The organism is Paenibacillus sp. MZ04-78.2, assembly GCF_024213375.1.
In the GTDB taxonomy this organism is placed as follows: Bacteria; Bacillota; Bacilli; order Paenibacillales; family NBRC-103111; genus Paenibacillus_G.
Genome location: NZ_JANAVJ010000068.1, coordinates 1 through 13,982, shown reverse-complemented (window position 1 = coordinate 13,982; position 13,982 = coordinate 1). Strand labels below are relative to the sequence as shown.

12 protein-coding genes and 1 pseudogene are annotated in these 13,982 nt (G+C 40.2%); all 13 read right to left on the bottom strand.

Going from position 1 to position 13,982, the window contains the following annotated elements:
- Positions 1-56 precede the first annotated feature (56 nt).
- Positions 57-1,232, bottom strand: a pseudogene (locus tag NLX71_RS27355) (ISL3 family transposase); the annotation flags it as partial.
- A 366-nt stretch (positions 1,233-1,598) separates the two neighbouring features.
- Complete coding sequence (locus NLX71_RS25055; RefSeq protein ID WP_254366504.1) at positions 1,599-2,387, bottom strand: sulfotransferase; 789 nt, start codon at positions 2,385-2,387, stop codon at positions 1,599-1,601.
- Entirely contained in the window at positions 2,387-3,232 is an 846-nt protein-coding gene (locus NLX71_RS25050; protein WP_254366503.1) for a sugar phosphate isomerase/epimerase family protein, read from the bottom strand. Before NLX71_RS25050 ends, NLX71_RS25055 begins: the two co-directional genes overlap by 1 nt.
- A 15-nt stretch (positions 3,233-3,247) precedes the next feature.
- On the bottom strand, positions 3,248-3,979 hold the full coding sequence (locus NLX71_RS25045; RefSeq protein ID WP_254366502.1) for a hypothetical protein: 732 nt from the start codon (positions 3,977-3,979) through the stop codon (positions 3,248-3,250).
- Positions 3,972-4,901, bottom strand: a complete 930-nt coding sequence (locus NLX71_RS25040) for a Gfo/Idh/MocA family protein (RefSeq protein ID WP_254366501.1) — start codon at positions 4,899-4,901, stop codon at positions 3,972-3,974. The genes NLX71_RS25045 and NLX71_RS25040 overlap by 8 nt, the downstream gene beginning before the upstream one ends.
- 19 nt (positions 4,902-4,920) lie before the next feature.
- Complete coding sequence (locus NLX71_RS25035) at positions 4,921-5,718, bottom strand: glycosyltransferase family 2 protein (protein WP_254366500.1); 798 nt, start codon at positions 5,716-5,718, stop codon at positions 4,921-4,923.
- Positions 5,700-6,380, bottom strand: a complete 681-nt coding sequence (locus NLX71_RS25030; protein WP_254366499.1) for a polysaccharide deacetylase family protein — start codon at positions 6,378-6,380, stop codon at positions 5,700-5,702. Before NLX71_RS25030 ends, NLX71_RS25035 begins: the two co-directional genes overlap by 19 nt.
- Before the next feature lie 459 nt (positions 6,381-6,839).
- Positions 6,840-7,322, bottom strand: coding sequence for an ATP-binding cassette domain-containing protein (locus tag NLX71_RS25025; RefSeq protein ID WP_254366498.1), 483 nt, complete (start codon positions 7,320-7,322; stop codon positions 6,840-6,842).
- Between the two features lie 51 nt (positions 7,323-7,373).
- On the bottom strand, positions 7,374-8,603 hold the full coding sequence (locus tag NLX71_RS25020; RefSeq protein WP_254366497.1) for an MFS transporter: 1,230 nt from the start codon (positions 8,601-8,603) through the stop codon (positions 7,374-7,376).
- A 326-nt stretch (positions 8,604-8,929) separates the two neighbouring features.
- Positions 8,930-9,493 (bottom strand): adenylyl-sulfate kinase, encoded by a 564-nt coding sequence (gene cysC / locus NLX71_RS25015; RefSeq protein ID WP_254366496.1) that lies wholly within the window; start codon positions 9,491-9,493, stop codon positions 8,930-8,932.
- 171 nt (positions 9,494-9,664) lie between these two features.
- Positions 9,665-11,023, bottom strand: coding sequence for a nucleotide sugar dehydrogenase (locus NLX71_RS25010; RefSeq protein WP_254366495.1), 1,359 nt, complete (start codon positions 11,021-11,023; stop codon positions 9,665-9,667).
- 9 nt (positions 11,024-11,032) lie between these two features.
- Positions 11,033-12,382, bottom strand: coding sequence for a phenylacetate--CoA ligase family protein (locus NLX71_RS25005; protein ID WP_254366494.1), 1,350 nt, complete (start codon positions 12,380-12,382; stop codon positions 11,033-11,035).
- Positions 12,375-13,433, bottom strand: coding sequence for an Ldh family oxidoreductase (locus tag NLX71_RS25000; RefSeq protein WP_254366493.1), 1,059 nt, complete (start codon positions 13,431-13,433; stop codon positions 12,375-12,377). Before NLX71_RS25000 ends, NLX71_RS25005 begins: the two co-directional genes overlap by 8 nt.
- Positions 13,434-13,982 lie beyond the last annotated feature (549 nt).

The window sequence follows — 13,982 nt, the reverse complement described above, 5'->3', positions numbered from 1 at the left end:
ATCCCTCCACTTCAGGTTATTTCACATTGTAATGGATTAAGAGAAAAGACTCAAAGGTAATTTCGGGGCTTTAGAGGTTTGGCCGCTTGAAATAAGCTATTCACCCCTTCAAGCAGACCATTCGTCAGTTTGGAGGAAAACCATTGGACAACGCCATCGTAGTGGTTTTGCAGCATTTTAGCCACTTCGATCATCGGAGTGAGTCGACAGCGAAGCCCCCACTAAATCCAGTCTTGCAGTACCATGGGCGCAATAGCAGCCGGGTACCGGTAAATCTCTTGCAGGATCAAACGCATCCGGTATGCTTTGGCGGTATCCAGATCGCAGTCTTTTAGCTTCGCCATCGTTTCTTGTTGAGCGGTGGTCAGGTTTTCTGGATTCTTCAGCCACATATACCGTGTATCTTTCAGTTCAGCACAGCTTTTCCGCTCGGTGCGACGAACTTCGTCGACGGCTTCGTTTGCAGCCTGAATGACATGGAATTTATCGAAGGTGATCGACGCTTTGGGGAAATTTTCTTTCGCGCCTTTGATGAAGGCCGGCGACATGTCCATGCAGACCTCCGTAATGTTTTCTGCTGTGCCACCATGGGCTTCCAGTTGCTTTTTACACTTTCACTCGTGCCATGTGCCGGAATCTTTTCCTTTGGTTACGCAGATGACGTTCTTTTGCTCCGGATCTATAAAAATGGTGATGTAGTTATGCCCGCGTTTAGCGGACGTTTCGTCTGTGTTGATCTTCGTTACATACGAAAGATCCTGCGCCGCAATGGCGTTATCGACATAGTGATGCAAAATCCGCCATAAGCGAGTGTCGTGCTCACCGACAAATCGGCTAACAGCATTCATCGGCATATCTTTGGCCAGCGCAATAATAAGCGCATCGAAGTGCAGGGTGAAATAGTGCTTCGGTTTGTTCAAGGCCCTCGGTACGTTTACTCGGGCAATGGTATTGCACTTGCCACAATTCGTTCGGGAAAGCTCAGCATGAATGTAACTCGGATACTCGAAGAAGTTGAGATGACGCCATGTGCGATCATGATTGGCGATATCCCGAACGGGTTGGTCCGGCGCCCCACAACTCGAGCAAGGGAACAAGGCTCTTTTACGAAACTTGACATACACGTCTAACTGTTTGGTCTCCAGACTGAAATCGACGTGATCGATATACCACGGCTCCGGAATGTGAAGCAGTACCTCAAGTTGACCTTCCTTTAAATTTGCTGCAAACATATGAAAACACCTCGTCCTTTACTGGTCTTTTAATTTCCAGTATTGACAGATGTTCGCATTTATAATGGCGAAGAAGCAGTTTTTTGATAATCCAAGAAAGGGGAGACAATCGCTACATTCTCTTTTGATTCGGGTTACAAAATATTGTTTCTCCACGATATACCGATCGAATCACTTGATCTTGCCATAAGCGCGGTCATTGAGCAGAATGTAATCCTTGTCCGCAAGTTTTCACCGATAGGGCCATCATGCGCCGTGCCGATCGTTTCCATAACCTGAACGGGTTACTCGGTAGCTGCAGCGAAGGCAACATGCAGTTTGATGCCTGCGCGCTCTCCATGAAACAATGCCCAAGGCAACCGTGTTTTATTTTTCATGATAAGCTTTCAGACGTATCCAGATTTCCTTTACTCTTGCGGGTAAAACTGGATGGTCCGTGGGTTTGCGTCGCTGACTCATAAAGCGTAGATGTGGCTCAAGATCAAGACCTACGAATTCGGAGAGGCGAATCGTTTCCTCCCCTTTGCATAGACTATTATATTCAGTCACTAGGTATCGTTTTTTGGGTAGCTTTTCGAGCAATCGAAACACCTCCGAATGCCACAAAGCCCATTTTTCAAGATTGCTGTCAACTGTAGATGGCCGCCAAGGGCGGTCGCCAGTCCATTCAAGAATGGAGGCTACTGAATCGTTCGGTGATCGGAATAAAATTATGTAGCGTGCATCTGGTATGATCTCGTCAAGGTGTGAAAGGTGGTGAAGGTATTCATTGTACTTGTCTCCCCAACGCGTATAACCAGTATAACTTTCTGCTACGATTGTTCGGCCGAGAGCAAGTGCATTGTTGTGTAGCCCATCAGCTACTTCCTCAGCCGCTTTACGCAACACTCGCTCAACTTGTTCAAGCCAACGTTTACTTCCTTCTCCTCCCGGAATTCGACGGTGCAAAGAATGCAATATTTCATCAACACGGAAATGCCGAACGTTAATATCTCCATCGGTAAGCCAACGATGTAAGAAATACATTAGTTTTCCATTAACCGTGAATATGCCATCCGCCTTTGCGTATGCATCGCTAAGTGCATATGCAAAGGCAGTAGTGCCAGATCGCTGAGAGCCAAGAAGTATTACCGGAGAGTCTGTAGTTGTGTCCATCAGATCACCCTCACATAGTTGAGCAGTCTCTGCATACATTCAAGAGATGCCTCATATCCGTTTGCGGAGAAGGAATCGAACCATGGGTTATCACGTTGATATTGACTGAGCACTCGCCCCATACGCCAATGGGTTTCTAGTGAAATATAGCCTTGGTAGCCATCGTTCTTCAGTGTATATATTATCTCAGGCCATGGCAAATCCCCATCTCCAAGGCGAGTATACTCTTTCTGGCCAACAGGGTCTTTTATGTGTACATGTTTAATTAGTGTTTTTCCCGCTTGGTAATCGTTCGGAAACGGTTTCCTGCCTACCCCTGAGAATATAGTGTTGCCTGGGTCCCATACAACTCCTAACCGGTCGTCACCAATTACTTCAAGGAATTGCAACATGTGCTTCATAGTTGGAGTATTAGTGCGCATACCAGTTTCAACATATATCTTGATGTCATCCGGAATAATACCATCAAGGATAGGAGCTGCTGCTTTCGCTGCAAGTATCGGATTCGGCTCACCTTCGTGATAAAATGTAAAGATACGTACAAATCCTGCATCGAGAATGCGTGCCTGATTTATTGCATGCATAATTGAGTTACGAGAAGTTTCTAACTCGACGTTAGTACGAGGCAGGGGAGTTTTCAGGCAGGGAGAGTCAAAGCCAGAAATTGTTAGACCAGCCTTTTTGATAGAATCGTGAATCATTATTAACTGAGTATCAGTTAACTTGTCTGGTTGAGTGTTCCAGACCGAACGCACTTCTATACCATGAAATTCGTTGGTGCTTACTGCGTCTATCACTCTTCCTAAGTTTTGATCAAGTTCATCTCCGATAATTGCTAAACGCATTAAAAAAACACTCCCTCAATTTGTTAAAGTGGATATTCTACATAGTGAATGCAATAAGCTTAAATCCTCAATGGCTGAACCAGCTCTAGTCTCAACAGTAATAGGGCATGGAGGCTTTAAAACATGTTGTAAGATCATTACCGTATACTCTAAATTGATCCCTGACAGCGGGACATGTAGGGATTTCTTCGGGTTTGTCCAATCAAATCCTTTAACTTGTACAGCTCGGACTAGCGGTGCGAGCTTTGCAATATCACTAAAAGGATCTCTCGTTAGACATGCAAATCCTAATGTGTCTAATAATATGTGTGCACCTGTCACTTCATGTAAATAAAGTAACTCTTCCACGGCACTGAAACCATCATGTGTTTCTACTAGAACATGATCAGAAGCTCCAGCAATTTCGGTCAAAACTTGTATTTGGTTCTTAGTAAGCGTTCGACATTTTTCGTTCATGCAACCTTTCTTGGCGAATACTTTCAGAGGGTAACCCGAAAAAGCAATTGCTTCTTGGTATAGTGCAGTTGTGTCCCAACGCTCATCGCCGAGGATAGCGCTGATACCAATAAACGAAATATGAATTCGTGCATCAATGAACGGCTTCAGTCCTGCATCTTCCCATCGGTGATCTTTACCATAACGAAGATCAACTGTATTCCCGTCCCCCTTACAAACGATTTTTATTAAATCAGTAGCGGCCAACTCAGGAAAAGAACCAGACGATATACCGATACAGGTATTAATCATTCTTCACCGCTTTCGCTGCAATGTTCTCCAGTAAACGAGTCACACCGCGGCCGCTTTCTAGGCTGCAACGCTTAGGTTGTTCTTGGTTGATCGCAGCGGATACAAAATCCTCATATAGCCGCTTACGCATCAGAGAGGTGGGCTCAGATGAATAGTGGCGCAATTCGCCACCCTTCTCGATAGTAATGGAACCGTCTTGGATTGTAAGTCGGATGTCTCTTCCTAGAATGTTAAGTCGTTCACTTCGGGACTCAACTTCTCCTGTAACGACAAATGCCATTGTTGAACCGCCGGAAAATTGTACGGCTCCAGCGACTCGCATATCAATGCCAGGCATGAAATCACGGCGACCTATTTGTTGAAATTCCTTAGGTAAGCCAAGTAATAGACAGGCGAGATCCATATAGTGAACACCAAGGTGTGCGGTTATGCCACCAATGGACAACATCGGGTCTTGTCGCCATGAGGTGAAATAACGTTCAGGGTTTCGCGGACGAGAGACTTCGAGGATCGCGGTGGTACTTTCGTCCCATGTGAAATTTAATATTTCATCAAATAAGCGGTAGCGGTGCTGGAACATAATACCGATACTACGATTGGCTACCTGTGTAGCGTTAAGCAGCAAGTCCAGTTCGGCTTCAGTCCTACACGGGGGTTTTTCCAATAAAACCGACTTGCCGGCTGCTAAAGCTTCATGCGCCAAGTTTGATCGTCCACCTGGTGGTAGACATAGCGCCACCGCATCGACTTTCTGATCAGCAAGCACATCCTGCAAGCTATATTGACGTGGCAATTCACCTGTGTCGACTTCTAAATTCGATTCTACTACGCAATATAGTTCTGCTCCTCCCAAATCGCGTAGCACCTCGACGTGCTGTTGTCCAGCCGAACCATAGCCTACTACTGCTATTTTAAAGGCCATAAATGAAAAATCCCCCTTTTTATTTTTTTCTTTGAATGCGCCCTATCAGATGCAGCAAGTTAAGCCCCCAGTTGAATACTGCTACTAAAGGCGTACCGTCGGTTACAATCGCTTTGATAGATACGACTTTATGCAACGCTTCCCGGAATCTCAACTGCTCAGGGTGAAAACGACCGGAGTTATATGCTTCGATCATCGCTTTTTTCAGACCTTTACTATTACGATGCAGTATAACAAGCTCGGGAATAAAGTGTACCTTATAACCTTGTCCACTTAAGTCGGCTACAAGTCCATTGTCACCTCCACTACCATGCTGATTAAAACCGCCCACTTTCTGGAATAAGTCTGTCCAAATGGCCGAGTTACCACCAGAGAAAAAACTGACGCTCTGCCCTTTGTTAACCACCGTGTATCGCATGTTGTAGCGAACCTGACGCGCTTGTGAGATAAGTCCCTTATCAAAACGGAGTACACGTCCGGTAATAGCTCCGTGGTCCGATTTCAACTCTTGTATAATAATCTTTAGCCAATCGGGCGAAGGTACCGCATCATCATCGAGAAAAGCGATGATCTTTGACTTTGCCGAGATACCTGCTATATTACGACAGGCTGCTGCTCCGCATGGCTGCTCATTACGAATAACAAGTACCGGAAGTCCCGGTACTTGTATCACTTCCGCAATTGGTATTTGAGATCCATCATCTATCACGATTACTTCTTCAAGCAAAGACAAATCGTTATCAGCAAGACCATATAAGCATCGTTGCAAGTCCTTCGGGCGATTTTGAGTCGGTATGATTACTGTGATTCGAACCATTGCTCTCTCCATCCTTCACAAAGTCTTGCCCACTTATCTAATTGTCCGGTAGGCAGATAAGTGCGTCGAATATTATGGTTTTTTTTCGCCCATGAACAGGCCTGTGCTTTAATAGTTCCAAATGCCAGAGTGCCAATCGGCAAGTTAGGTTCTTCTTGAGGGATGATACCGTATGGATATGCAAAATGGATTGGGGAGCTGCCAATCTGTTTTTCTACATCAAAGATAGATTCTTCTATCTCTCTTTGTGCATCTTTAACGGATAGCATGTTTAGCTTTGGATGTGAAAGTGTGTGTGCACCTACCATGTGACCAAACTTGTGCATATCACGAAGTTCGTCCCAAGTCATGTATTCCTTACAAGAGTCAAGATTATTTTGGGGGAACTGGACAACTTTTCCCGTGATCACAAAGAATATAGCCTTAATTCCGAATCTTTCAAGAATAGGCAATGCATATTCGAGGTTATCACGATAACCATCGTCGAAAGTGATCAATACTGTCGGCCCCTTTAGTTTCAACGAACATGAAAATGTAGCTAGAACGGCCGGATCAACTGCTGGGCCGACTAGTCGCAAAACGAGGTCAATCGCACGTTCGAAATCATCCGGCTTTAGTGAAGTATAATGATCAAGCTTTGGATGTACATGATGAAAGTACAACACAAGTGGCCACCCAGTGGCTGACCCCTGCTTCGCATTTAATAGTGCATTCAGCATGGGTTCAATTTCAACTCGCTCAAATATTTATTCACATTGCAGATACCCCGGGTGTGTATATCTGTATCATGCGTCATTACAACTTGATTCAGGGAAGATTCGTTGAATATATAACGTAATTTTTCTGTGGCCAAACAGTACAACTTTCCAATCAAGCCGCAACACACAAAAAATACAAATTTAGTCATGCTTATTTGTCTGTGCAAATAATTACGTGCTTTACTGACTAATTGAAAAATATACCTATGGATACTACTGTCGATAAAGAGTCTGTCTCTGATTGATCTGACCGCGAATTGGTTCACGTATACTGCCATATGATTGATGCTACGAGAGGTTTTCATGATATACCTCCATCAAACTGTCAAGTAGAATTAAAATCTGGATGAATGCTTTTAATTGTTATTGTTCTATCGACTTAAGTCGGCCATGCTCCAACAGATATATCTGATTTGCACGTCTCAATGGGCTTGGATCTGAGGTAATCATGATAGTTGTTCGGCCAGAAGAAGTGCGTTGCCATAACACTTCTCCTAATTCGTCTGCACCAAATGCTTCGGCATCATCTATGATTAGAAGATCCGGGTCATTAGACTTCGCTTCCAATAAATTCGAGTAGACCGAGCTTTGACGTTTACTGCGTAATCTTCCATTCCTAGCCAGGCTGACGAGGGCACTTCTATTTCCGTTCATATTGATTTCTCCAAAAACAGGGGGCACGATTCCAGCTAGTATAGAAGCTAATGTAGTCTTTCCAGACTTGGGAGCCCCTTGAATGCCAACCAAATGTCCGGGTTCGACTGTGAGGCTGAGAGCACGGAGCACAATTTTTTCCCCGCCTTTCGGGCCATAACATGCGACTATGTCATAAGCTTTTAACACCATAGACCTCTCATTCTTCGAAAGAGATAGGAGCGAACGTTCACAATACTTTTTTTATGAATGGGAAACACTTTTGGATGTTAGATTTATAAACCACGATTCTTTAGCTTGAAAATACGAATAAATCAAGACCAAACATACTGGAATTAATAATGAAATATAACTAAAATTCACTCCATACTTTGTGGCGATTAACCCCAATAAAGGTCCTCCTACGGCTACAGCGGTTTGATTACAAATCATACGATAACTAGACATTCTCCCCGAATATTCAACCTCTACCGACATTTGCTGCACGGACTGCAGGAGTACTCGTACCCAAGTTGTACCTAAACCAATTAAGAAAACACCAATCGCCGATATTTGCCAAAATGGTGATAATCCCATAAGAAGCAGCCCGATAGCTATAATGATTAAAGATCTAGAAGCTACAAACTTCCCACTTTTATTCCACCACCAAGTCCCAAAAATACCCGAAACAATTCCACCGATAGAAATGATGGCATCCAGCAATCCATATATTACTACTGATTGATTCAAAAAAGATTTAGTGTAAACAGAAAGAAATGCCACACTATTATGAATTACAAGTTGTCCTACAAACATGATACAAAATAATCCCAATAGGTTTTTATGTAACTTTAAATAATTAAACCCATCCACAATATCTTTTCCAAATGTAAATTTTCTTTTGATTTTTTTATAGAAAGTATCATCTCTTTTTATTAGAAACAAGGATAAGGTTCCAATAATATAACAAAAAATAATAACGATCAACGATACAATTGAAGGGAATAGTGCTACTATTAACCCTCCCAATGTTGATCCAACTAAACCACCGGTATCTCCTGCTGCACCCGATTCTGAAAATACTTTAGGCAGCAAATCTTTGTTAAAAGACTCCATAACAAATGACTGTAATGAAGGACGATAGATTGAATTTGAAACTTGAACTATCATATGTACTACGATCATCATCCATGGCAAGATCAGGTTTCCCAAAAAAATATTCAATAATATTATTAATACAAGTGTTACAATCAAGTTTGCACCAATCGCCAATTTTTTTCTATCCAAGTTATCCACTAGTACTCCTGAAAACAAGTTGAGAAATAGTCCAGGTAAAAATCCAAAACCAACTAACAATCCCGTATAAAGTGGGTCCCCTGTAAGTTCATATAACAACCATGTTAAAACAATATAGTACATCGAACGTGCGAATTCTATAAGGAATGAGGCACTTAAAATAAAATAATAGTTCTTACTTTTAATTAAACCCTTCAATGCAAGAATCCCACCTTCTTTTTAGATACTAATAAGGACATCTGACTGAATTCTCTCAAGTACGCCATTAACGGTATGATGGAAGGAATGGATAAGCGTTTCTTCCGGTTTCAAGCGCCGTCAAGAAGCATTCCTCCTCGCATCTCAAGCGATCTCCGCCATGTTGGGACGTACCATTCAACCCGGCGCATTGCCGATCCAAGAAGTTAAGCGTCGAAGGCAAGAACCGTAACATCCTTTCACATGACCCGAACGGTACTATCATCTGGTATTCCTGTAATAGTCGCTTTTGTGCGTCGAGCGGCTCCTCCGGTTACAAAAGGAGTTCAAGGGCGTTCTAACGATCTGATGACTTGATCTATTTTAGGTATGATACCTCTTCTCTCTAAAATCTCAATTACTTTTTTAGCGCACTCATTAATACTTATCAATTCAGTGTCAAGAGTCAGATCAGAGTGCTTAGGTTGTTCAAATGGGGCGTCGATCCCCGTAAACCCCTTTATTTCTCCATTAATAGATTTTTTATACAATCCTTTAACATCTCTTTTAATTAATGTTTGTAACGAAGTCTTAACATACACTTCAATGTAATCAGCAATTTCATGCCTTGCAAGTTCACGTGATTTTTCGTAAGGAGTAATTAAAGATACAAGACTAATGATATTGTGACGATTTAGCATTTTTGCGAGATAAATCACTCGCTCAACATTTTTTTCTCGATCCTCTTTAGTAAACCCCAAATCCCTGCAAATTCCCTTCCTCAAAATATCTCCATCCAATAATTCTACTTGCATACTACGCGATATTAGTATATCACATACTTTTTTTGAAATAGTTGTCTTCCCTGCACCAGACATTCCTGTAAACCAAACGGTTACCGCTTTATTCAATTACGCCATCCCTTTTATATTCAATTTAGGCTTACATTCAACTGATTAGATGCGAATACATTGTAGCAATTTAATCTCGTTGTTGTCCTCTACAATTCAACCCAATAATACATGGAACCTCTCATAATCCGTTCCCTGTTAACAACCATTAAATAACTTTCCCTTCAGCCGTTATATCAAAATTACGTTTTCTCTATTCATTATTCCCTTTGTAGCATTTCTCGTGTCTATTATTAGTTTCGCTTCTTTAGTTATTCGCTCATAATTAATAGTGCTATGATCAGTTACAATTATTACAAGATCATTTTGTTTTAAAACTGAGTCAGAGAGCTCAACACTATAAAGGGTACCATTTTTAATGTATTTCGACTCAATCTTTGGGAAAAGCGGATCAAAATAACTTACATTTGCGCCTGCGTTTTGAAGAAGATTAATTATCTTTAACGCAGGCGACTCTCTGTAATCCTTAATATCTTTTTTATAAGCCACACCTATTAAAACTATATTTGCACCATTTAATGGTTTATTCATAGTGCCGAGTGCATAGATCGATTTACTGACAACATAGCTTGGCATTTGTGCATTTATTTCCCCTGCCAGTTCAATCATTCTAACCGAAAAATCGAATTCTCTTGCTTTCCAAGATAAATAAAAAGGATCAATAGGTATACAATGGCCTCCAACGCCAGGTCCGGGATAAAACGCTTGAATACCGTATGGTTTAGTAAACGCGGCATCGAGCATCTCCCAAACGTTTATATTCATGCGATCACAAAGTAAAGTAATTTCATTCACCAATGCAGTATTAATTAGACGATAAGTATTCTCGAAAACCTTGACCATTTCAGCAACTTTTGCTGAAGTTACCGGTATCACTTTAAATGCATGAGAATATAAAGTACATGCTACCTCCGTACACATTGCAGTTAAACCGCCAACAACTTTAGGTGCATCGTACCTATTGTAAGAATTATTTCCAAAATCAATCCTCTCGGGTGAATGTGCAAGGTAAAAGTCCCGGCCAACTTCCAAACCGCTTAATTGCAATTTGGGCAATATCATCTCTTCGCAAGTCCCAGGATATGTTGTACTTTCCAAAACAATAAGTTGACCAGAACGAAGATATCTGGATAAAGAATCGGTTATGCGAGATATGTAAGATAAATCCGGTTCTCGATTTGTACTTAAGGGTGTCGGCACACAAATAATAATACAGTCGGCCTCCGATAGAATGCTTTCATCTGATGAAACAAATAGCTTCTTTTGTTCAATTAATTTTTCAATATCGTTTGAAGGGATATCGTCAATATAACTTTTTCCTTTTCTTATAAACTCATTACGTGACTGATCCTCATCCCAAGTTATTACTATAAAACCATGTCTGGCCAAATGCACAGCAAGTGATAGCCCTACATATCCTATACCAATGACTGCAATCTTGGCATCACGGGTTTGTATTTTACTCATCAGATAGTTTTCCGGAATGTTAATAGACTTCTGTAACACATCCAATTCAGTGTATATTTTCATTTCCATCCCCTACTTTGAATTATTGATAAACTCAGGATCTAATTTACTAATAAACGCTCGAATTTTTCCATTTGGTGAAACAATGTCTCTAATACTACAAATTTTTAGCTCAATTTCTGTACCATCATTAATATAATCAGAGAGCATTCTTTTTATATTCTCTATAGCATCATTTGCATTTTCGCCCAGCACCAAATTAATAGTTAGTTTACCTTGTTCCTTTTGTATTACTTGATATTGTGTCACTCTTGCATCTTCCATTCTCCGTTTAATCACGTATGGGTTCAATAGAGAGCCGTTTTTTAGAATCAAAGGAGCCATGCTTCTACCATCTATAGTATTTATGATTCTCGCGGCCCTTTTACATTTACATTTAACAGGTGAGACTATTCCATAATCACCAGTTCTATACCTAATAAATGGCATCGATTTGTTTATCAAATTTGTAATAACAAATTCGCCTTTATGACCATCAGGTAACGAATTTCCATTTTCATCAATTACTTCAACATAAACTGAATCTTCATGTATATGATAGTTACCTGGATAGTCCGAACACTCATAGGCAATTTCCCCTATTTCTTGCATTCCATATACATCTATTACCCTGGCATCAAAGTAATTTTCTATGTACCATCTTGCATTTTGATTAAGGGTCTCTCCTCCTGAGATTATAAATTTTACAGAATTCATTTCTGGCTTCAATTCATTAGAATCGAACAAATTACATAAAAGTAATATTTCAGACGCATGACCGCTTATAATTTCCGGTTGATATTTAATTATTTCCTCGAGAACTTGTTTGTCGAATTCTTCAAGCGGGCTATTAATTCCTACAAGTGCAAGTCTGTATAATTCTGTACTCTTATGATGTTCCTTAAATCCGTTAATCCTTCCTGCGATCCGTAGTATTCTTGTTCCTCTTGTGGTTCTAACATCTTCATGAATCCCATATTGCACGAATACCTTTAACATATTCATGTTTGAAATAATATTTGAAAAATTATCCTTAATGGATATAAAAGGAATTCCCGTACTACCTGACGTCTTTGTTGAATAAACTGAATCAGGATTTAATTCATCAGAAATGAAATTTTCATAGTCTTGTAAAATATCCCTCTTCCCAATTATTGGTATATCCTTCAATTTAGAAAAGGGACTTACATCTGTTTCGATTGTATACTTATTGTAAAAAGGCACTTTTTGAAAAGCATATTCAAAAACTTCTCTTAGGCGCTTTTCTTGGAATTGGCTTATTTCACTTGCATTTGTTTCAATACTTAAAAACTCATCTAAGCAACTAAAGATATCCCGCTTATGTGCAATCAAAATCCCTTCTTCATACTGAACCTCATTCATAATTTAGAACTCCTTTCATGTCTACAAATTTATCGAAATAAGCCATTTGTTCTTCTGTAATCGGGATCCCTTCATTCATTCGTTGAATATAAATATTTCGTTCGTTTTCACCAGGTATTATTATTTCATCGAAACCAAATGCTTTTTTAGACGTCTTAACCATATTAATCCAACTATCAATTCTTTGATTAAATTCTTCTTTATTCATATATTTATCGAAATCATAGGCAATGAAGGTTTGACTTGAACCAGCGATTAAAGTATGATTCTGCCTCTGTCTTCGAACATCTTTACCAAAGAGCCCCCCGCTTATAACCCCTGTTAATAAGTCCACCATCATACCAATTCCAAAACCTTTATGCTTTCCAAATGGCAATACGACACCTTCATTTATAAAATCCTGTGGATTTGTTGTTGGTTTCCCATTTGAATCTAATATCCAACCTTCTGGAACTTCTTGACCAGAATTTGCACATAAACGAATTTTTCCGCATGCAACTTCACCTGTTGCCATATCGAGTAGAAAGGAGGGAAAACCTGATCCCGGAACTCCAACAGATAATGCATTGTTCCCCATCACTGCTTCAGCCCCACCCCAAGCGGCGACATTTGGTCCTGAATTAGTTAAAACTATTCCAATAAGATTTACATCACACATTATTCTAGTATAATGTCCTAACATACCGATGTGATTGCTATTTTTAACTGTAACCCATGATACACCGTGCTCTTTTGCAAGCTTTGTGGACTGATTTGTCGCATAATGAGCAACAACCGGTCCAAGAGCCCCATCCGCATCGATGATCATTTGACCATTATTCTCAAAAACAATTTTTATGTTAGCCCGCTTATTGATTCCGCCGTGCTTAATTCTTTCTACATAAGTTGGCAATAGGTCAATGCCATGAGAGTCTACACCACAGAAGTTAGCATTAACTAAGGCATCAGCAGTTATTGCAGCGTCTACATGTTTCACATTCAAACTTGTAAATATATTTATTACTATTTGTTTCAGCTTATCCCCGGGGATGATAGCTATTTCTTTTTGCATACTATAACACTCCTCAAAAAATACTTTCTAGACACTAATATTCTTCTGAAAAATCCAAGGCAAATCCATTTGGATTTGCCTTGGATTTTTCAGAAGAATTACGAAGGGAAGCTGTTAACAACAACTTTTTTTTGTGCTTCTTCGATTTTTTTAATCTTTTCCATATTATCACCTCCAACTTAAATATTGTGTAACCTTTGAATATTATGGGTTACAAAGATTACGTAAGTAATATTAAACTGACGAGCTGGTTTTTGTCAATATATTCTATTGAAAAAAATAAATTCGTTATATTCCAATTATTATGTTGTAATTTGTTTTTTTTTGTATTAATATATGGCCATAATATTACAACCACAATCGATAAAACCCCATACATACCCATAGGAGGAATATCGTGCGATTTATGCAGAATTGATCAATATGAAATGTTCTCAACACAAGGGCGCAATGGAGAGAAAATCTATATATCTCCTGAATCCCCGCGATATTATAACGAGGCTCCCTTAGAACCCTTGTAATGTCGCGGTTTTTTGGTCATTTTTACCT

Excerpts from the sequence above, each read along its gene's own strand:
- NLX71_RS25055 (WP_254366504.1), bottom strand. The coding sequence starts at position 2,387 with ATGGACACAACTACAGACTCTCCGGTAATACTTCTTGGCTCTCAGCGA.
- NLX71_RS25050 (WP_254366503.1), bottom strand. The coding sequence starts at position 3,232 with ATGCGTTTAGCAATTATCGGAGATGAACTTGATCAAAACTTAGGAAGA.
- NLX71_RS25045 (WP_254366502.1), bottom strand. The coding sequence starts at position 3,979 with ATGATTAATACCTGTATCGGTATATCGTCTGGTTCTTTTCCTGAGTTG.
- NLX71_RS25040 (WP_254366501.1), bottom strand. The coding sequence starts at position 4,901 with ATGGCCTTTAAAATAGCAGTAGTAGGCTATGGTTCGGCTGGACAACAG.
- NLX71_RS25035 (WP_254366500.1), bottom strand. The coding sequence starts at position 5,718 with ATGGTTCGAATCACAGTAATCATACCGACTCAAAATCGCCCGAAGGAC.
- NLX71_RS25025 (WP_254366498.1), bottom strand. The coding sequence starts at position 7,322 with ATGGTGTTAAAAGCTTATGACATAGTCGCATGTTATGGCCCGAAAGGC.
- NLX71_RS25010 (WP_254366495.1), bottom strand. The coding sequence starts at position 11,023 with ATGAAAATATACACTGAATTGGATGTGTTACAGAAGTCTATTAACATT.
- NLX71_RS25005 (WP_254366494.1), bottom strand. The coding sequence starts at position 12,382 with ATGAATGAGGTTCAGTATGAAGAAGGGATTTTGATTGCACATAAGCGG.
- NLX71_RS25000 (WP_254366493.1), bottom strand. The coding sequence starts at position 13,433 with ATGCAAAAAGAAATAGCTATCATCCCCGGGGATAAGCTGAAACAAATA.